The 19209-nt window shown below is 72.1% G+C and carries 21 protein-coding genes; 15 read left to right on the top strand and 6 right to left on the bottom strand.

What is annotated here, in order from left to right:
* The first annotated feature begins 1 nt into the window (after window position 1).
* The 8 genes from pgsA to C503_RS0123055 all read left to right on the top strand — a co-directional run bounded on the left by pgsA (window position 2) and on the right by C503_RS0123055 (window position 6971).
* Window positions 2-583 carry a CDP-diacylglycerol--glycerol-3-phosphate 3-phosphatidyltransferase gene (pgsA, locus tag C503_RS0123090; protein ID WP_026316607.1) on the top strand — a complete coding sequence of 194 codons (582 nt, stop codon included), beginning with the start codon at window positions 2-4 and terminating at the stop codon, window positions 581-583.
* The gene (locus C503_RS0123085) at window positions 580-1089 is read left to right on the top strand and encodes a CinA family protein (protein ID WP_018684601.1); all 510 of its coding nucleotides are present in this window, start codon (window positions 580-582) and stop codon (window positions 1087-1089) included. The genes pgsA and C503_RS0123085 overlap by 4 nt, the downstream gene beginning before the upstream one ends.
* Window positions 1090-1351: 262 nt before the next feature.
* Window positions 1352-1807, top strand: coding sequence for a helix-turn-helix domain-containing protein (locus tag C503_RS0123080; protein ID WP_018684600.1), 456 nt, complete (start codon window positions 1352-1354; stop codon window positions 1805-1807).
* Window positions 1808-2109: 302 nt separating this feature from the next.
* Entirely contained in the window at window positions 2110-2958 is an 849-nt protein-coding gene (locus C503_RS0123075; protein WP_018684599.1) for a PspA/IM30 family protein, read from the top strand.
* Window positions 2959-2968: 10 nt separating this feature from the next.
* Window positions 2969-3748, top strand: a complete 780-nt coding sequence (gene pspM / locus C503_RS0123070; protein ID WP_018684598.1) for a phage shock envelope stress response protein PspM — start codon at window positions 2969-2971, stop codon at window positions 3746-3748.
* Window position 3749: 1 nt separating this feature from the next.
* Entirely contained in the window at window positions 3750-4472 is a 723-nt protein-coding gene (pspM, locus tag C503_RS43510) for a phage shock envelope stress response protein PspM (protein WP_051114914.1), read from the top strand.
* Window positions 4473-5328: 856 nt separating this feature from the next.
* Window positions 5329-5550 carry a hypothetical protein gene (locus tag C503_RS0123060; RefSeq protein ID WP_018684596.1) on the top strand — a complete coding sequence of 74 codons (222 nt, stop codon included), beginning with the start codon at window positions 5329-5331 and terminating at the stop codon, window positions 5548-5550.
* A 137-nt stretch (window positions 5551-5687) separates the two neighbouring features.
* The gene (locus tag C503_RS0123055) at window positions 5688-6971 is read left to right on the top strand and encodes a uracil-xanthine permease family protein (RefSeq protein ID WP_018684595.1); all 1284 of its coding nucleotides are present in this window, start codon (window positions 5688-5690) and stop codon (window positions 6969-6971) included.
* Here the strand turns inward: C503_RS0123055 and C503_RS0123050 are convergent.
* Window positions 6946-7986: a quinone-dependent dihydroorotate dehydrogenase gene (locus C503_RS0123050; protein ID WP_018684594.1), complete on the bottom strand. Its 1041-nt coding sequence runs from the start codon at window positions 7984-7986 to the stop codon at window positions 6946-6948. The two genes, C503_RS0123055 and C503_RS0123050, sit on opposite strands and share 26 nt — an antisense overlap.
* Window positions 7987-8030: 44 nt before the next feature.
* Here C503_RS0123050 and C503_RS0123045 point away from each other — a divergent pair, with 44 nt between their 5' ends.
* The gene (locus C503_RS0123045; protein WP_156893407.1) at window positions 8031-8831 is read left to right on the top strand and encodes a coiled-coil domain-containing protein; all 801 of its coding nucleotides are present in this window, start codon (window positions 8031-8033) and stop codon (window positions 8829-8831) included.
* A gap of 1327 nt (window positions 8832-10158) precedes the next feature.
* Here C503_RS0123045 and C503_RS0123040 read toward each other — a convergent pair.
* The 4 genes from C503_RS0123040 to C503_RS0123025 are packed head-to-tail and all read right to left on the bottom strand — an operon-like array spanning window position 10159 to window position 12908.
* On the bottom strand, window positions 10159-10488 hold the full coding sequence (locus C503_RS0123040; RefSeq protein ID WP_026316605.1) for a hypothetical protein: 330 nt from the start codon (window positions 10486-10488) through the stop codon (window positions 10159-10161).
* 34 nt (window positions 10489-10522) lie between these two features.
* Window positions 10523-11200: a hypothetical protein gene (locus tag C503_RS0123035; RefSeq protein ID WP_026316604.1), complete on the bottom strand. Its 678-nt coding sequence runs from the start codon at window positions 11198-11200 to the stop codon at window positions 10523-10525.
* Window positions 11201-11260: 60 nt separating this feature from the next.
* Window positions 11261-12058, bottom strand: a complete 798-nt coding sequence (locus C503_RS0123030) for a DNA-formamidopyrimidine glycosylase family protein (RefSeq protein ID WP_018684590.1) — start codon at window positions 12056-12058, stop codon at window positions 11261-11263.
* Window positions 12059-12062: 4 nt separating this feature from the next.
* Window positions 12063-12908, bottom strand: coding sequence for a ParA family protein (locus C503_RS0123025; RefSeq protein WP_026316603.1), 846 nt, complete (start codon window positions 12906-12908; stop codon window positions 12063-12065).
* 34 nt (window positions 12909-12942) lie between these two features.
* On the opposite strand from C503_RS0123025, the gene C503_RS0123020 reads away from it, so the two are divergent.
* The 5 genes from C503_RS0123020 (at window position 12943) to C503_RS0123000 (ending at window position 17900) form a co-directional block, all read left to right on the top strand.
* The gene (locus tag C503_RS0123020; protein WP_018684588.1) at window positions 12943-13668 is read left to right on the top strand and encodes a class I SAM-dependent methyltransferase; all 726 of its coding nucleotides are present in this window, start codon (window positions 12943-12945) and stop codon (window positions 13666-13668) included.
* Window positions 13669-13949: 281 nt separating this feature from the next.
* Complete coding sequence (locus C503_RS0123015) at window positions 13950-15224, top strand: DNA polymerase IV (RefSeq protein WP_026316602.1); 1275 nt, start codon at window positions 13950-13952, stop codon at window positions 15222-15224.
* Window positions 15225-15554: 330 nt separating this feature from the next.
* Window positions 15555-16505 carry a hypothetical protein gene (locus C503_RS0123010; protein WP_018684586.1) on the top strand — a complete coding sequence of 317 codons (951 nt, stop codon included), beginning with the start codon at window positions 15555-15557 and terminating at the stop codon, window positions 16503-16505.
* Between the two features lie 175 nt (window positions 16506-16680).
* A complete protein-coding gene (locus C503_RS40470) occupies window positions 16681-17118 on the top strand; it encodes an ATP-binding protein (protein WP_018684585.1) in 438 nt (145 codons plus the stop codon).
* The gene (locus tag C503_RS0123000) at window positions 17115-17900 is read left to right on the top strand and encodes a SigB/SigF/SigG family RNA polymerase sigma factor (RefSeq protein WP_018684584.1); all 786 of its coding nucleotides are present in this window, start codon (window positions 17115-17117) and stop codon (window positions 17898-17900) included. The genes C503_RS40470 and C503_RS0123000 overlap by 4 nt, the downstream gene beginning before the upstream one ends.
* Before the next feature lie 289 nt (window positions 17901-18189).
* Here the strand turns inward: C503_RS0123000 and C503_RS0122995 are convergent, their stop codons facing one another.
* The gene (locus C503_RS0122995) at window positions 18190-18486 is read right to left on the bottom strand and encodes a WhiB family transcriptional regulator (RefSeq protein WP_018684583.1); all 297 of its coding nucleotides are present in this window, start codon (window positions 18484-18486) and stop codon (window positions 18190-18192) included.
* 227 nt (window positions 18487-18713) lie between these two features.
* Between C503_RS0122995 and C503_RS0122990 the strand changes: the two genes are divergently transcribed.
* Entirely contained in the window at window positions 18714-19040 is a 327-nt protein-coding gene (locus tag C503_RS0122990; RefSeq protein WP_018684582.1) for an STAS domain-containing protein, read from the top strand.
* Window positions 19041-19209: the final 169 nt, after the last annotated feature.

Here is a 19209-nt window from a genome sequence, read left to right as displayed (position 1 = left end):
GCTGCCGGAGCGGACCGAGGTGCCGCTGCTCAACGTCGCCAACCTGCTCACGCTGACCCGCCTGGTGCTGGTGCCGGTGTTCCTGATGGCCCTGTTCGCCGAAGGCGGCACGCACACCGGGTGGCGGCTGGGCGCGTTCGCGGTGTTCGTGGTCGCCTCCATCACCGACCACGTGGACGGCAGGCTGGCCCGCAAGCACGGGCTGATCACCGACTTCGGCAAGATCGTCGACCCGATCGCGGACAAGGCGCTCACCGGCGCCGCGCTGGTCGGGCTGAGCGTGCTCGGCGAGCTGCCCTGGTGGTTCACCCTGGTCATCGCCGCGCGCGAGGTCGGGGTGACGCTGCTGCGGTTCTGGGTCATCCGGCACGGGGTGATCCCGGCCAGTCGCGGCGGCAAGCTCAAGACGCTCACCCAGGTGTTCGCCATCGGCGCGTTCCTGCTGCCGTTGCCGCACTGGCTCACCCCGGTCGCCTGGATCTCCATGTGGCTGGCGCTGGTGCTGACCGTGGTCACCGGCGTCGACTACGTGGTCCGCGCGGTCCGGCTGCGCGCCCGAGGGCTACGCGCGGTCGCCTCGTGACGCCGCTCGCCCTGGCGCCCGGCCTGTCGGCCGAGTCCGTGGCCGGGGTCGTGGCGGCGCTGAAGGCGCGCGGCGAGACCGTGGCGACGGCCGAGTCGCTGACCGCAGGCCTGCTCACCGCCGTGCTGACCAGCGTGCCCGGATCCAGCGCGGTCGTGCGGGGCGGGCTGGTGGTCTACGCCACCGACCTCAAGGCGGCGCTCGCGGGCGTCGACGCCGACCTGCTCGCCGAGCGTGGCGCGGTCGACCCGGACGTGGCCGCCGCGCTCGCCGAGGGCGCCCGTGCGCGCTGCGGGGCCGACCTGGGCGTCGGTCTCACCGGGGTGGCCGGGCCGGACCCGCAGGACGGCGTGCCGCCCGGGACGGTGCACGTCGCGCTGGCCGGGCCGCGCGGGCGGCGAGGTGTGACGATCACCGCAGCGGGTGGTCGCGAAGAGGTGCGATCCGCCGCGGTGCGGCATGCTCTGCAGCTGATCGCCGCGGATCTGGGTACCCTTTTCGCGTGAGGCCAGTGTCACCCTCTGTACATGAAGTCGCGCACGGAGCCGTGCGCGCCCACCCCACCGGGCGCCGGGAACATCCCCGCGGTCGGTGTCGTTCGCTCTTGGCGGATTACCCGGGAAGTCGCTGCACTCTGTCGCCGTCCCTCGGTAACGTTGTCTCCGTGACGGCCACGCGTGGTCGCCGCACCGGCAGCGCCCGCGGCTCCGCCGTGGTCGCGCGGGCGGCCGCGTGCGGTCCGGGCCCGTCGACGAAGGGAGGTGCGCGATGACCGTGCTGTTGCGCGAGGCGATCGGTGATCGGCTCCGACACGCCCGCACGAACCAGCGACGCACGCTGCGTGAGGTCTCCCGGTCCGCCCGGGTGAGCCTGGGCTACCTCTCCGAGGTCGAACGCGGCCGCAAGGAGGCCTCCAGCGAACTGCTGGCCGCCATCTGCGACGCGCTGGAGCTGCCGCTGTCCGAGCTGCTGCACCACGTCGCCTCCGACATCGGCGCGCTCACCTCGGTCGAGGACGGCGTGCCCGAGCGCGTCGGGGCCGACCCGGTCGACGCGGTCGACCAGGCCCGCGACGGCGCGGCCGAGGGCGGTCGGCTGGTGCCCGCCGTCATCGGCGAGAACCTGGCCGACCTGCGCATCCAGCCCGCGCTCACGCACCGGATCGAGACCGCGCTGAGCACCCAGCTCAACCCCACCCGCGCCGGGGCGGTCTACGCCGCCTGAGCCCACCTGCGACAACACCCGTCCGCCGAGCCCGGATCCGCCCCGCGGGTCCGGGCTCGGCGCGTGCCTGCGGGCCCCGGCAAGTCGCACCGGGGTCCGGGGATACCCCGGAGGTCGGTCCGGTTCCTCAGGGCCGATCTCCGAGTGATCCCTGATTTCCGCCGGGTCCAGTGGAACGGGCCCAGCGCACCTGACACGATGGAACCCACAGCGGTGCCGGGGCGTTGCCGTTTCGTCGGTGTGCAGGGCAGCGATGAGTACCAGGGAACCGGCAGAGGGAAGAAGGCAGGCGGAGGACGACGATGGCCAACGCGTTCGTGAAGTTCTGGAAGTACATGATGGCGTCGTTCTCGTCGAAAATCGATGAGCATGCCGATCCCAAGGTGCAGATCCAGCAGGCCATCGAGGAGGCCCAGCGGCAGCACCAGGCGCTCTCCCAGCAGGCGGCCTCCGTGATCGGCAACCAGCGCCAGCTGGAGATGAAGCTGAACCGGCAGCTCGGCGACGTGGAGAAGCTGCAGATGTCCGCCCGGCAGGCGCTGGTGCTCGCCGACGAGGCGCGCGGCAAGGGCGACGAGCAGAAGGCCACCCAGTTCGAGAACGCCGCGCAGGGCTTCGCCACCCAGCTGGTCACCGCCGAGCAGAGCATCGAGGACCTCAAGACCCTGCACGACCAGGCGCTGCAGGCGGCCGCGCAGGCCAAGCAGGCGGTCGAGCGCAACGCCATGCTGCTGCAGAACAAGCTGGCCGAGCGCACCAAGCTGCTCAGCCAGCTGGAGCAGGCCAAGATGCAGGAGCAGGTGTCCCGCTCGCTCAACCAGATGAGCGAGCTGGCCGCGCCGGGCAACACGCCGTCGCTTGAGGAGATCCGCGACAAGATCGAGAAGCGGTACACCACCGCGCTCGGCTCGGCGGAGCTGGCGCAGAACTCCGTGCAGGGCCGGATGCTGGAGGTCCAGGCCTCCACGACCGAGCTGGCGGGCCGCTCCCGGCTCGACCAGATCCGCGCCTCGATGGGCGGCGGACCGGTCGCGGGCCAGGTCACCAGCGGTCCGGCGGCCGCCGCCGCGCCCGCGGCAGGCAACATCCAGGCCGAGATCGCCCAGCGGGTGGCCCAGGAGCAGAAGGCCAACCCGCAGGCCGGTTCCTGAGCGCGACCCCATGCGGCCGCGCCTGCACGGGCTGATGAAGCTCGGGAACGACCTGGTGTCCCAGCACCTGCGCGAGGTCGACGGGCAGGTGCGCGCCGCACTGCACGGCCTGCGCCGCGACCCCCGGGCCAAGGCGCTGCGGCGCAGGCGCTCGGCGGTCCGCGGCACCAAGCTGTGGACGGTCACCGGGGTGACCACCGGGGCGGGCGCGGTCGTGGTGGAGACCGCGGCCGCCGACCCCGGCCTGCTCGGGCCGGGGCTGATCGGCGCCGCGGTCCTGTCCGGCCTGGCGGCGGTCTCCCGCGGCGTGCAGGCGTGGCGGCTGCACAAGGAGCCGCTGCCCGAGCCGTTACCGCCCCCGGTGGTGCTGCCGCCGCGCGGATCGGTGGCCCGGGAACCCCTGCAACGCCTCGGCGAGGCCGAGGACACGCTGCGCGAGCTGCTCGACCAGCTCACCCGCGGCGCCATGGTCCCGCCCGACTCGGTCGCCGAGGCCAGCGCCACCGGCGCCGAGGCCGCGGCGGCATTGCGCGCCGTGGCCGCCCAGGTGCACGCTGTGGAGCGAGCCAGGGAGCACGCCCCGCCCATGGAGCGTGGCCACCTCACCGAGGCCGTGCGCGCACTGCGGGGACAATTGGACGAGGGACTGGACGGGTACGGCGCGCTGATCGCCGCCGCGGCCCGAGCGCTGGCGGCCAGCTCGGCCGCCGCGCCGAAGCGGGACCTGACCGACGCGACGGACCGCCTGGCGGCCCTGGCGTCGGCATTGCGTGACCTCAGCCGGGGTTGAGGTGGCCGAACCCCGCGAGAACTACGGCGACGCCGTCCGTGTGCACTTCTGGAAGACCGCCCGGCTGGTCGCGACGCTCACCGTGATCAGCCTGGTCGGGCTCGTCTGCCTGGCGGCGCTGATCAGCGCCGAGGGCGACTACGCAGACGACGTGGCGGGCCTGTCGTTCTTCTTCCTCGCCGGGGCCGTGATCCTGGACGCGGTGACGATCACGGCGCTGGTGCGGCACCGGCGGAACGCGCCGCGGCAGCGGCTGCTGGAAGTCAGCGTGCAGGAACTGGTGCACCGGCCGCGCGATGAGCAGCCCGCGGTGACGTCCTGGGCGTATGAGCCGCTGCGGCGGTTGCGGGAGGCCGAGGAGTCACTGGCCGAGCTGCTGGAACTGCTCGGCGCGGATGACGGTGTGCCGACGGGGCCGGTGCGGGAGGCGCGGGAGGCGGCTCGGTCGGCTGGGACCGTCATGCGGGTGCTGGCGACGCGGTTACAGGCGCTGGAACGGGCCCGGGACGCGGCCACGAGCGAGCAGGCGGCGGACCTGACGGCGAGCATCATGACGCTGCACGGGCGGCTGTCGGCCCGGCTGACGGCGTTCGGGCGGCTGTTGGCGGCGGCGGGGGAGGCCGTGGCGGCCTCGTCGACCGGTGGGGCGGATCTGACGGAGGCGACGGACAACCTGTCGGCCCTGGCGGCGGCGCTGCGGGAGCTGACGCCGCCGGTCGCTTGATCCTGCTCGGGCTCACGGGCGGCGCCGCTGTGGGGCCTTTGTCGTGGCTGGTGAGGCCCAAGAGCGTCATGCTGTGTGCGCTGGCTGGGGGCTCGCGGTCTGCCGGCGCTGAGCGTGGCTGCGGTGCTCGGTTCGCGCGGCCCTGCCGGGCGCGCTGCGGTTGCGTCTGGTCCGGGTCGGATGGGGTGTGTCCGGCCTTGCTCTTGCTTCGGCTTGTGCGGGCTGGACGCTCCGGGCTGTCGCGAGCCTGCTTCCGCGCTCGCCTTACGCGGGGTGTGGCCCTTGGCGGAACGCGCCTCCCAGTGGCGACGCCCTGGTGTGTGCCGGATGCGTGAACCCGTTGATCGCATTCACCGGAATCGTGCCGCCGTGTTCGGCTCATGCTGATGGCTCGGACCCGATTCACGCCCATCGAGCCCGCCTATCGACGCCGCGCAGAGCGCGGATTCGTCCGGGTTTCGCATTCCGCGCGCCCCACACATAGCCCGCCGCACCACTGGGGGAGCCCCCGAGGGCCATTTTATCGGGTGGGGGTGTCGGTGGATCTTGAAAGAGGGGTTTGTGGATCTTGGTTGTGGACAACCTGTGTCGCTGGGACGGGTGAAAATCGAGGGGTGCGCGGTGGGTCGGCGCTGGTGGGGGCGGGGGTGCGGCGGGTGAGGGGCGAGGCGGGGAGAAGTCGGGGCGTGAGCGGGGTGTGGGGGCTAAACGTGGTGATTCTGCGTGAAGTCACTCGATTGGAGTAAGGGCTTCCCGGAAGAGTAGGGCTGGTGATCACGATCACTTGAACGGACGCGTCATCGGCGGCGATCTGATGCGTGTCAGTAACAGAAGAACCCGCGAGAGGAGGGCTTGCATGGTCGACGACTGTGAGGGTGCCGGACTTCGGCGGGTGGTGTGCGAGCAGGTCGCGCGGATGTCGGACTACGAGGACGAGTTCTGGGCGATCGTGGACGGCGTCGGCTGCGACCGCGGCCGCGCCGGGCGGATGCTCGATGTCGCGGTGCACTGGATCGGCGCCGGGCGGGGCGGCACGACCGACCCGTACGCGCTCGCGCTGTCCTGGCTGTCTTCCTGACGGACCGTCACGTTCGCCCCGTACACCCGACGCGCGCTAGGTCATCCGTGTGAACATCACGGTGTCGCATCGACTGGGCGACTACGTGCTGTGGCACCATGCTCCGCAGCGGGTCGGCGGGGCGGGCGGAGGCAGCGTTGGCGTTGTGGTCGGTGCACGGCGACGGCCGCCGTGTCCGTGACGGCGCGGTCGTCGCCCCGGATGAGCGGCTGAGCTGGCCGCTGACCATCGGGTTCGGCGCACAGCACGTGGCGGCCATGTTCAGCGCGACCGTGCTGGTGCCCACGCTCACGCACTTCCCGGTCACCACCACCCTGCTGTTCTCCGGGGTGGGCACCCTGCTCTTCCTGCTCATGACCCGCAACCGCGTGCCCAGCTACCTCGGCTCGTCGTTCGCGTTCATCGCCCCGCTCACCGCCGCCGACCAGGACGGCGTGGCCGCGCAGCTCGGCGGCGTGCTGGTGGCCGGGCTGCTGCTGGTCGGCGTGGGGGTCGCGGTCAAGGCACTGGGCGTGCGGCTGCTGGAGTCGGTGATGCCGCCGGTGGTCACCGGGGCGGTGATCGTGCTGGTCGGGCTGAACCTGGCGCCCACCGCCACCAGGTTCTTCGCAGCCCAGCCGCTGATCGCCCTGGTCACCGTCGTGGTCATCGTCGGCTGCACGGTGGTGGCGCGCGGGCTGCTGTCCCGGCTGTCGATCCTCATCGGCGTGCTCGCGGGCTGGGCCGTCGCCGCGCTGAGCGGTGTTCTCAACCAGGACCGGGTCGACGCGCTGCGCGAGGCGGTCTGGTTCGGGCTGCCCGAGTTCCACGCGCCGCAGGTGCGGCCGTCGGTGATCCTGCTGGTCATCCCGGTGGTGCTGGTGCTGGTGGCGGAGAACGTCGGGCACGTCAAGGCCGTCGCCGCGGTCACCGGCCGCGACCTGGACGGCAGCGTGGGCGACTCGCTCATCGCCGACGGGCTGGCCACCGTGCTCGCCGGGGCGGGCGGCGGCTCGGGCACCACCACCTACGCGGAGAACATCGGCGTCATGGCCGCCACCCGCGTCTACTCCACCGCCGCCTACGGCGTCGCCGCGCTGACCGCCATCCTGCTCTCGCTCAGCCCCAAGTTCGGCGCCCTGGTCAACACCATCCCGGACGGCGTGCTCGGCGGCGCCACCATCCTGCTCTACGGCATGATCGCGCTGGTCGGCGTGCGGATCTGGTTCGCCGACCGGGTCGACTTCACCGACCCGGTCAACCTCACCGTGGTCGCCGTCGCGGTGGTCGCCGGGGTGGGCGACCTCAAGATCAGCATCGGCGGGGTCGCGGTCGGCGGCATCGCCTGGGGCGCGGTGATCGTGGTGGCGGGCTACCCGCTGCTGCGCTGGCTGCGCGGCCGCGGCGAACCCCGGCTCAACGCGCGTCGACCGCGCGGTTGATCCGCCGCACCAGCGGCGGGCCCTCGAAGATGAACCCGGTGTAGAGCTGCACCAGACTCGCGCCCGCGTCCAGCATGCGCAGCGCGCCGTCCACGTCGAACACGCCGCCGACCCCGATGATCGGCAACGCGCCACCGGTCTCCTTGGCCACGAACGCCACCACGTCCCGCGCGCGCTCGGTCAGCGGCCGCCCGCTCAACCCACCCGCCTCCGCGCCCACGTTCCGGTCGACCGACGCGAGCCCGTCCCGCGCCAGCGTCGTGTTCGTCGCGATCACGCCCGCCACCTCGTGGTCCGCGCACACCTGGAGCACCTCGGCGATCGCCTGGTCGGTCAGGTCCGGGGCGATCTTGACCAGCAACGGACGGGGCGCGCCGTGCGCGAGCGCCACCGACTCCCGGCGCAGCTCGCCGACCAGCTCGTCCAGCGCCGCGCGGTCCTGCAGGCCACGCAGGCCCGGGGTGTTGGGGGAGCTGACGTTGATCGCGAAGTAGTCGCCGTATGGGTGCAGGGCGCGCAGCGAGTGGCGGTAGTCCTCGACCGCCTCCTCGACCGGGGTGACCTTCGACTTCCCGATGCTGATGCCCAGCGGGACCCCCACCGGCCCGATCGCCCGCAACCGGGCCGCCAGCGCGTCCGCGCCCGCGTTGTTGAACCCCATCCGGTTGATGATCGCTTCACTCTCGGCCAGTCGGAACAGCCGCGGCCGTGGGTTGCCCGGCTGCGCGTGCCGGGTCACCGTGCCCACCTCGACATGCCCGAACCCGAGCGCGGGCCACGCCTTGAGCGCCCGACCGTCCTTGTCCATCCCGGCGGCCAGCCCCACCCGGCCGGGGAACCGCACCCCGAACACGGTGTGCTCCGTGCGCGCCCCGAACACCTTGCGCGCGGCCGCCACGGCGGGCGGCACCTTGCCCAGCCGGACCAACCCGACCATGGTGCGCTCGTGCGCGATCTCGGGGTCGCCCTTGCCGAGCGCGAACAGGGTACGGCGGAGCAGCTGCTTGTAGACCACGGGGCCCATCGTGTCACCCGGGCCGGTGGACCATGATGGACGGTGTGACCGACGTGGACGAGCTGTACACCCTGCCCAGGGAGGAGTTCGTCCCCGCCCGCCGCGAACTGGCCCGGCGCGCGCGGGAGGCGGGAGACCGCGAGGCCGCTGCCCGAATCGAGAAACTGACCAAGCCGACCACGGCGGCCTGGCTGGTCAACCGCCTGGTCCGGGCCCACCCGTCCGAGGTCGACGCCCTGACGGAACTCGGCACCGACCTGCGCGAGGCACACAGCGCGGCCGAGGGGGCGCGGCTGCGGGAGCTGACGAAGCAGCGCACGGAACTGATCGCGCGGCTGGTGCAGCTGGCGGGCGACGGGCTGAGCGAGTCGATCACGCGTGAGCTTGAGGAGATGTTCGCCGCTGCCGTCGCGGATGAGACAGCCGGTGAGACGTTGCGTGCCGGTCGGTTGGCTTCGGCGAAGGATCTGCGGGTGGAACAGGCGTGGCCAGGGCTGACGCTCGCGCCTGCTGGTCCGACCGGTCAGGCGAAACCGACTCCGGCCGCGAAACCCAGCCGCGACCCGGCTGCGACTCGACGCCGCGCCGCACTGTCCGAGGCGAAGGCGGCGGTCAAGGACGCCGAAGCCCAGCGGGCGGACGCCGACCGCCAGGTGGACGCGGCGGAGGAGGCCGTGACGGTGGCCGAACAGCGGGTCCGGGAGATCAACGAACTACTGGACGAGGCCGAACACGCGGAACTCGACGCCCGCCGCCGACTCCAGACCGCCCGCCGGGAGGCCAAGGCCGCCGAACGCGCGGCAGGCCAGGCGTGGCGGAAACTCCAACAAGTCGAGGACCGCTGACGCGGACGGACACCGTTGATCGCGGAACTTGCCGTGATCTGCTGGCCTTGTCGGCCTGGTTTGCTTCGCCGTGTGCGGCGCAGGTCTCGGTGTATTCGTCGCGGCGTGCGCGGAGCGATTGCCCCGGGGTACCTGCCGCTCGATGCGGAGCAATCCGCCGTCCGCGGGACTGGCGTCGCGATGCTCGCCGTGACCCGCTGGCCTTGTCGGCATGGTTCGCTCCGCCGTGTCCAGTGCAAGCCGCTAGGTAACCGCTGCGTGCACGGAGCAATTTGCCGGTGCTCGCCGCTGGATGCGCGGCGCAATCCGCCGCCCGTGAGATCGACGACGCCTGCCCGGATGGACACTTGCCCGGATCCGGCCGCGCTCATTGCTCCGCTCCCCAGAGCAGCGACTCGCCCGCGCGGTGCCCGGGGCCTGCCCGGTCTGATGGCTTTGCCCGTATGGCGGGCGGTGGAGCGTTCGGCCGCCGCGCGGCTGGCCTTACAGGCGGCGGCGTCGCGGCCTTCCGCTCACCCGGACTTTCGGCCGGACCCGGACCGGGGCTCTCAACCGGCGCCGCCCGGCACCTGGCGTTCGGCAGGCGCGCCCGACGGCCAGGCCATGCCCGGTGATCGGAACGTCGGGCGGTCTCGGGTCGGTGGTGTCGTCGGCTTCGGGGGGTCGGCGGGGGGTTCGTATTCTCCGTGGGGTCTGGCCGGGGCGCGGGGCTTTGCGTTTGCTTCCCGCTCGCCCCCACCTCTTTACTCGCAACGAATGACACGCCCGGGAAAGTTCCCTGTCCACAGCGCCTGATGGGGTGAAGGTGTGGTCACTCTGCGAGGGTCTGCAGGCGGTGTGGCCACCGTCGAGTGACCTGAGGCGGGCATAGGACAGCCCCCGGGCGCGCTCCCATCCGACAAGGTGGCGGATGGGCCCGGGGCGGACTGGGTCCCGGGTGCCCGAGGGCTGGGTGACTGCCTGGTATTCGCCGACCACGCGCCCGCGCCTACGGCACCGGGGAACCGGTGTCAGCCGTGTGCGATGGGCCGGCTGCCATCGTGTGGATGGGGTGGTCCTAGCGGACAGCCACCTCACGAGTCCTATGGGAATACACCGTTGGACCACCTCCTCTCTCGTGTACATCCGAACCTAGGCGGTGCGCCGCACGGCGACAAACGCTTTTCCCGCGTCACCCGGGATTGACGGTGCTAGGGTGGCCAACCACATGCCTAGAGTGTGTGAATATCACTCACTAGTGGGGAGACCCTGCGGTGCGGGCACTACAGGATCGACCGGGACGATTCGCGGTGGGCGTGGTCGTGGGAGCCACCGCGGCCGCCCTGTTCTACGAGGGGCTCGGGGCCCACGGCGCCGTTCTGCCGGAGGCCCGCCCCGCCGCGGAGACGGTGCCGCAGCCCTTACCGTCGTCGGGAACGCCGAGTGCCGCCCCGACGTCCGCGCAGCAGCAGTCCGTCCCGATGTCGGCCGCGTCGACGACCTCCTCGGGAGCCGCCTCCTCGACGACCTCGACAACGGCACCGACGTCGACCACGACCACCACCGAGGCGCCGCCGCCACCGCCGCCGGTGACCACCACGACCACGGTCAAGCCGACGACGACAGTACCGCCCACCACGACCCGGCCTCCGGCGACCACCACGACGACCACCCGCACGCACGAGCCCTGCGGTCTGATCTTCTGCTGACCCTCACCGGATGTGCCGGTGGCAGCGCACGACGTGCAGCATGCTGGGTGGGTTCCGGTGATCCACCGGCCGGACATTGATCCGACCCAGGTCGATCTCCGCGCAGCAATGCGTCTCGGGGTTCTCCGCGAGATGTGTCGGGCAGTCCTCGGCCAGCGTTCGGAGCGCGTCCCCCTGGCGCTCGTATGCCTGCCTGCTGCCGATCAGGAACAACGTGTCCGCGGCGAGCGACCAGCGCAGGTGATCGCGGAAGTCGTCCTGGTGAGGGCGCACATGCGCGTCAAGATCGAACGGGCGGAACGGGCGCGGCGGGAGCGTCATCTTGTGGATCGCGGCCGGTGACAGGCGCGACCGGACCTGCTTCCACCGCGACGCGCGGAACTGGAGTGTGTGGTGCAGCAGCACCAGGTCGAGCTTCCGGCCGCCGTACTCCTCGCCGCACGTCGACTTGCCCGACCGCAGCGGCAGGTAGACGAGACTGCGCGGCGAGCGCGCGGCCAGCCACCACGCGAACGCGATATCCAGAGCCCCGTCCTTGTCCACAGCCAGTTCCGCGCCGAGCCTGCCGTCGTAGAGCGAGGCGTGCGGGATCGGGCGCTCGGGACGAATCACCCGGTAGCGCTCGTCACCCAGGCGGACGCTGCTGACCAGCATCCGCCACTCTCGTCCGTCCAGCTTCACCCGCCGCCCCTCTCGAATGGCGGCACTGTAGACACTCGTCACCGCCCCGGAACAGCGATTTCAGTCCCGCGGGCCGGGCTGGCACCGAGGACAGAAGTAGGTGACGCGTTCCTGGGCCACCGGCCCCTGGGTGCCCACGAGTACCCGACCGCCGCAGACCAGGCACGGAGTGGTGCGGCGGCCGTACACCCAGAGCTGCCGGTCGGGGCGATGGTCGCCGGTGGTCACCCGGTCGACGCTCATCTTGTTGCGGTCCAACAGGTCTCGACCCAAGGCCACCGCGCGCTCCACGTCCACTTCGGACACCGGCGTCCACGGCGACACGCCCAGCAGGAAGCAGATCTCGGACTTGAAGACGTTCCCGACGCCTGCCATGACGCGCTGGTCGAGGATGGCCTGGCCGATCTCGCGGGTCGGGTCGGCGGTCAGCCGGGCCAGCGCCGCGCGGGCGTGCTCGGGGCCCCAGGACGGATCCAGTAGGTCCGGGCCGAGGTGGGCGACCAGTCCGTCCTCTTCGGATGTCGGCACCAAAGCCATGTCCCGCAACAGGTAACCGACGGCCTGCCGCTCGTCGGACGCGAGCACGGCGCGGGCCTGGTGGGCGGGCAGGCGCCAGCGCGCGTGTGCCGGGTAGACGCGCCACGAGCCGTCCATGCCGAGGTGGTTGCGCAGGCTCAGGTCGTGGTCGAAGCGCACGAACAGGTGTTTTCCCACGGTGCGGACGCCGCGCAGGACGCGCCCGGCGAGATCCACAGTGGACAGGCGCGGGTGGCGGAGCTCGCCGCGCACGAGCACGTGCCCCGCGAGCGCGTCGGTCAGGACGGCCGCGGTGCGGTAGACGGTGTCACCCTCGGGCATCAGGTCATTCGCCGGATGCTTCGTTGTCGTCGTCCGGCCACGCGATCGCCTGGTGTCTGCCCCGGCCGCCGGTGCGCAGGACGCGGGCGAGCAGCAGGTTGAACGCCAACGCGACCTCGCGCGCGCCCGGTGTGTGCCAGTTGTGGATGGGCATGCACGCGCCCTGCGCCTGCTGCACGGCCAACCGGTCCGGCAGTGCTACCGGCATCACCAGCGAACCGAAGCTCTCCCGCAGTTCGGCGATGCGGAACTGGTGCTCGTACGAGTGCGTGCGCACGCGGTTGACCACGACGCCCAGCGGTACCAGGTTCGGGTTCTGTTCCCGCCGCGTTTCCTCTACCGCCTCGAACGCGCGTTGTGCCCCTGATACCGCGTAGATGGTGGGTTCCGTGACCAGTAACGCACCCTGCGCGGCTACCAGCGCCGAGCGGGTCAACCGGCCCAACGACGGCGGACAGTCCAACAACACCAACTGATACGGCAGCTCACCCTCCGCAAGCAGCGACCGCAGCTCTGCCAGGGCCCGCCCCAGCTTCTCCAACCGCCGCATCCCCGGATCCGGGTCGTTGAGCGACTCCAGCTCCTCCGACCCGACCAGCACGTCGACCTCGTCACTCCACGCACTCGGCGCGATCGCCGCTCGCAACACCGCCGCGCGCGGCGTCTCCAGCACGTCGGCGAGCGTGGCCTCCGTCTCCACCGGGTCCAGGGTGGCGGTGGCGTTGCACTGCGGATCCAGGTCCACGACCAGTGTCCGCGCCCCGCGGCGCAGCGCGGCCGACGCGAGGCCGAGCACCACCGTGGTCTTCCCCACGCCACCCTTGAGGCTGAGCACTGCCACCGTTTGCACGACCTAGACCTTAGAGTCTCTACAGTTCGTGTCCATGCGACCGGATGCTGTTCGCCAGGTACTCGACACCGAGCTGACCGCCGCCCGAGCCCGCCGCGGCGGCGCCGCCCCGCGCGTCCTCGACGTCGGCGGCGGCAGCGGTGTCCTCGCCGTCCCCCTCGCCGCCCAGGGCTGCGCCGTCACCGTGGTCGAACCCAGCCCCAACGCCCTCGCCACCCTGCACCGCCGCGCCAAGGAGGCGGGCGTCGCGGACCGCATCACCGCCGTCCAGGGCGACAGCGACGCGCTCGACCAGCTGGTCAAGCCCGCCTCGGCCGACCTGGTGCTGGCGCACGGCCTGCTGGAGGTCGTGGACGACCCGGCCGCGACCGTCGCGGGCATGGCCGGGGCCGTGGCGCCGGGCGGTGTGCTGTCGGTACTGGTCGCGAACCGGTTCGCGACAGTGCTGCACCGCGCCATCTCCGGCAAGCTGCACGACGCGCGGCGGCTGCTCGACCACGAGACCGGGGCGCTCGGGGTGTCGGGGGAGTCGTTGCTGCGGCGGTTCGACACCGAGGGGTTGCGGGAGCTGTTGGCGGGGGCCGGGCTGACGGTGGAGTTGGTGCAGGGGCAGTCGGTGGTCGCGGACCTGGTGCCGGGTGCGGTGCTGGAGTCGAGTCCGGGGGCACAGGAGGCGTTGGCGGAGCTGGAACTGGCGGCGGCGGTCATCCCGCCGCTGCGGGACATCGCGACGAAGCTGCACGCGATCGCGCGAGGGTAGGGCGCGTGTGTCCTGCTTGCCGCGGACACACTGCTGTCGAGCTTGGCTGATCGCCTCTCTTTTCGCACGCGGCTCCACCATGCCCTTCATCGCCCCTCTCGCGCTGCCCCTCCCATCTGGGGCTAGCCTGCGTGTGACGCTATTGGCGCTGTTCAGGGGCCTGGAAGTCCTTGATGGCACCACTAGCTGTCCACAGGGCTGGTGGGTGGGGGTTCGGGGGGTGTGAGCTGGGGCGATGGCGTGGTCGTCTGGTGTCGGTGGGGTGTGGTTGGGTCTGGGGTATGGGGCGTAGTGGGGACCTGCCGCGCGGGCTGGTCGAGCGGTACAAGGCGGTGGATGGGGGGTGGCCGGACGATGATGGGTGTTCGATCCTGCATGTCGATATGGACGCCTTCTACGCCTCCGTCGAGATCCGGGAGCGGCCCGAGCTGGTGGACAAGCCCGTCGTGGTCGGGGGTGTGGGGCCCCGGGGCGTCGTGTCGTCGGCGAACTACATAGCGCGGCGGTTCGGGGTGCGGTCGGCCATGCCGACCGGGCAGGCGCGGCGGTTGTGTCCGCAGGCCGTCTATCTCCCGCCTACCTTCGCGCTCTACCAGCAGGTTTCCGCGGGAGTGTTGGCGATCTTCCGGGAGATCACGCCGGTGGTGGAACCGTTGAGTCTGGATGAGGCGTTTCTCGACGTGCGGGGGGCGTTGCGGCGGTTGCGGATGACGCCCGCGGGGGTCGGGGCGGAGATCCGGCGGCGGGTGCTGGACGAGCACGGGATCGTGTGCTCGGTCGGGGTCGGGGCCACCAAGTTCGTCGCGAAGCTCGCGTCCGGGTTGGCGAAGCCGGACGGGATGATGGTGGTGCCGCGGGACGAGGTGGGGGAGTTCCTGCGGCCGCTGCCGGTGTCGGCGCTGTGGGGGGTCGGCAAGCGGACCGCCGAGCGGCTGTACGACTCGGGGCTGGAGCGGGTGGCGGATGTCGCGGCCGCGCCGTTGCCCCGGTTGCGGAGACTGCTCGGGGTGGCGATGGCGGAGCACCTGCACGCGCTCGCCAACGGGCTGGATGAGCGGGCGGTGGTGCCGGGGGCGGCGGAGAAGTCGATCGGGGCGGAGGAGACCTTCGAGGTCGATCACTTCGATCGGGATCTGTTGCGGCGCGAGCTGTTGCGGCTGTCCGAGCGGACCGCGGCCACCCTGCGCGAGCGGGGGCTGCGGGGGCGGACGGTGTCGATCAAGGTGCGGTTCGCGGACTTCACGACCATCAGCCGGTCCAGGACGTTGGCCGTGGCCACCGATGTCACGCAGGAGATCTACCGGACGGCCGCGCAGCTGCTCGCCGAGCAGACGCCGCCGGGGGCCGTGCGGTTGATCGGGGTGCGGGTGGAGCAGCTGGGGGCGGACGGGGCCGAGCAGCTCGCGCTCGACGCGCCCGCGCAGGGGTGGCGGGAGGCCGACCAGGCCGCCGACAAGGCGCGCAGCCGGTTCGGGACCGCGGCCATCCGGCCTGCCGCGCTGCTGGGGCAGCGGCCGGGGCGGGCTGGGGCGACTGAACCCAAGCCGGAGCGCTGAACGCGGCCGATCACCGGGGGTCGTGCCGGGTCGCTGGGGATGGTGTGGCGGGAATGTGGACAGCCTGCGGGGACCCCCGATTTCCACGCTACGGGGTTCGAGTCGGTGAAGCGGGAAGCTGTCCACAGGCCGGTCGCTCGCTACGGTGAGCGCGCCCAGGGGGACGAGGGCTGCTGAGACGTAGTGGTCTGGCCGGGGAACCCCGTAGGCCGTGCTCGCCGGTGCCGAGGACGGTGTCGGGGTGATGTTCGTGCGGTGGTCACCGGGTTGTCGGGCACGTCCGGTAGTCAACTCGTTACCGAGTTGTCGACCCCGGAGGTAGCACAGCCGATGAGCCGCTTACCCCGCATCGCCGCCCTCGCCGCCGCGTTGGCCACGGTCGGCGCGACCGTGTTCGCGCCCAGCGCCGCCGCAGCGCCCACCGATCTCGCGTTGGCCACGCGGTGGGCGCCCATCCACTACCAGGACACCGACTCCAGCGACTACGACGCCGACTACCTGTCGCGGATCGACTTCGACGGTGAGTGGAACACGCTCAACAACTGGGAGGACCAGGACGACTCCGTCGCCCGGCTGACCGGCACCGTCTACTACTCGGTCGTCGAGACCGGCACCCACTGGTTCCTGACCTACTCCTTCTATCACCCGCGCGACTGGATCGATATCCCCGACCCGTTCGGGCTGCTCACACACGAGAACGACATGGAAGGTGTGCTGCTGACCGTGCGCAAGGACGGTTCCGCCTACGGCTCGCTGGAGGCCATGGTCACCGTCGCGCACACCGACTTCTACTCGTACGTGCCGCCCGGCAGCCCCTACACCGACGGCCGCGAGAACATCGACGGACAGATCCAGATGCAGACCTACGACGGCCTCCCGCACCCCACCACCTACCAGGAGGCCAAGGGCCACGGCTGCTACGCCAAGAACGCCGACCACGCCCCCGACGGTGACGGTGTCGTCTACTACCCCAGCGGCACCGCCGAGGTCCCGTCCGGCGGCACCGACTCCTCCGTCGGCTACACCCTCGTCGACGTCTTCGCCGCGAACGGCATGTGGGCGCGTCGCAACAACGCCGAGACCTACGCGTCGTTCGGCACCTTCCGCGGTGACAACGGCAAGGACAACGCGGCCAACGCGCCCTGGGGCTGGGACGACGGGAACGACGGTGGCGACATCCCGCGCGGATACCTCGCCACCGACCCCGCCTACCTGGTCGGACAGTACTTCGGCGGCAAGGGGTCGTTCGCCACGACCTACACCGGGAACTTGTTCCGCTGAGCCTGGTTTGACGCCGCCACGATCGGGGTAACAGTCACCAGGGTCCTGCCCCGCGATCTTCTCGCTGTGGGGCGGGGTGGCCTGAGGGCACACGAGTGCGAATCCCACCCCGCTCCACACTTTCCCGCATCGCGGTACGGTCCACGACAGCGTCAGGACGGCAGGAGGAACGAGGGTGTCTGAGGTCGAAACCAGCCCGGTCGCGCGCAGCCACGGGGTGCGCGACGTCGAGGTGCGAGTGTGGGCGGACGCCGAGCAGGTGCCGTTGTTGCGGTCCTTCGCCGCGGACATCGCGATGCGGATGGACTTCGACCTCGACGCCATCGAGGACCTGCGGATGGCCGTCGACGAGGCCTGCTCGCTGCTGGTCCGCGGCGCCGCGGAGGACAGCTCGCTGTACTGCTGGTTCGAGCCCGAGGTGCACGGCGTGCGGGTGCGCGTGCAGGTCGACTCCGAGCACTCCCGGCCGCCGTCGGCCGACCCGATGGGCTGGCAGATCCTGACCGCGCTGGCCGCCTCGGTGACCGAGCGGGTGACCGCCGTGGACGGGGGCTACCGGGTGCAGGTCGAGCTGCTCGCGGTGCCCGGCCCGGCCGAGACGGAACCCCGGTGAGCACTGCCGCCGACCCCCACGACGAGGGGCAACCCACCCGGGACGAGATCCAGGCCGCGCGGTTCCGCGAGCTGGCCGCGCTCGCCCCGGACGACCAGCGCCGGTCCGCGCTGCGCGGCGACCTGGTCGCCGACCACATGGACCTGGCGCGCAACCTGGCCCGCAAGTTCGACCGGCGCGGCGACCAGCTGGAGGACCTGGTCCAGGTCGCCACCATCGGGCTGATCAAGGCCGTGGACCGGTTCGAGGCGGACCGGGGCAACTTCTACGCCTTCGCCATCCCCACCATCATGGGCGAGCTGCGCAGGCACTTCCGGGACACCGGCTGGGCCGTGCGGGTGCCGCGCCAGCTCAAGGAGCTGCACGTCACGGTGGCCGCGGGGCGCAACGAGCTGAGCCAGAAGCTGGGCCGCGCGCCCAAGCCGAGCGAGCTCGCCGACCACTTAGGGCTCACCAAGGAGCAGGTCTACGAGGCGCTCGTGGCCAGTGCCGCCAAGCAGGGCACCTCGCTGGACGCCCGGCTGGCCGAGCCTGCCGGGGACCGCTTCGGCTACGAGGACGACCGACTCGCCGAGGTGGACAACAGACGGGCGCTCGGCCCGCTGCTGGCCGAGCTGCCGGAACGTGAGCAGAAGATCATCGTGCTGCGGTTCTTCCGCGGCATGTCCCAGGCCGACATCGCGCGCCGGGTCGGCGTGTCGCAGATGCAGGTGTCCCGGCTGCTGGCCAAGACGCTGGAGCGGCTGCGGGCCGCGCTCGGCGAGGACACCCTGGCGGGCTGAGTTGGGCCGCCGCACAGACCTCCGCCGCGCGCGGTGCGTGGGAGGCGCACCGCGGGACACGCGTGGGTCGGGGCAGGTCCGGGAGAGCGGTCACCCCGGGAGCGGTCGGCGTGCGGGTGGGCCGGGCCGTGGGGATGCCGTGGGTGCTGTGTTGTTGGCGGAGTTGGCGGAGTCTGTGGAGCGCGCGCGGTTGGCGTCGTTCATGGACTCCGTGGATTACGCGGGCTTCGTGGTGGGAGCCAGTGGGTCGGGAACCGACCGGGAGGGGTGGGTGCGGGGCACCCGCGGGTCAGGAGACCCGCAGGGAGCGCCGCCGCTGCGCGATCAGCGTGCGCCGTTCGCCCTCGCCCATGGCGCCCCAGATGCCGTAGGGCTCCTGCACGGCCAAAGCGTGCTCGCGGCACTGCTCCAGCACGGGGCAGGCGCGGCAGACGGCCTTGGCCCGTTCCTCGCGCGCGTGCCGGGCGGGACCGCGCTCGGCGTCGGGGTGGAAGAACATCATGCTGTCCGCCCCCCGGCACGAGCCGTTGAGCTGCCAGGCCCACTCGTCGGAGACGGGCTTGGGCAGGCGGGTGATCTCGGCCATGGCTGGTCCCTCCTCGGTGCCCGCTCCGCACAGCGGGTTCGACCGGGAACTACCCCCGGGCCCACCGCGCGAAACGGCCCATCCCGGGAGCGGCCATTCGGCCTCCCCGGCGACCCGGCGGGGCCGCCTCGCGGGCGGGAACCGGCCAGGGACAACTACTGTGACGTCGGCGTGGACGGCCGCGCGGGAGCGCGGCGCACGGCCGCGGTGTTGAGGAAGGACCGATAGTGGAGATCACCAGCGAGGGCACCGACCCGGTCGTCGTCTCGGTCACCGGCGAGGTGGACCTGGCCACCGCGCCGCAGTTGGAGCAGGCCCTCGACGCGGCCCTGGCCGAGCCGGGCGCCACCGGCGTGCGGGTGGACCTGTCCGCGGTCGAGTTCATGGACTCGGCCGGGCTGCGGGTGCTCGTGGCCGCGCTGCGCAAGGCCGAGGAGAGCGATCGCACCCTGGTCCTGGACGCCCCGCACGAGCGGGTCCGCCGGATCATCGAGATCACCGGCCTGGCCGAGGTGTTCGGCCTGGCGGGCGCCACCGGGCCGGACAAGGGCTGAGCCCGCCGGGGGCGATCCCGGGCGGGTCCGGTTCACCGCGGCCCGACCGGGGTAATCCCCCCGGCGTGAAGGCCGCGGCGCCGGATGGCGCGTCTGGACAGCGGGCCCGCCGCGCGGCGGGCCAGGACACCGGGGCCGGTCGCGCGGTCGGCCCCGCCGGGTCGCCGCG

It is taken from the genome of Actinokineospora enzanensis DSM 44649, assembly GCF_000374445.1.
Lineage (GTDB): Bacteria > Actinomycetota > Actinomycetes > Mycobacteriales > Pseudonocardiaceae > Actinokineospora > Actinokineospora enzanensis.
The sequence above is the reverse complement of the archived record's forward strand: the minus strand, read 5'-3'. Positions and strand labels throughout refer to the sequence as shown.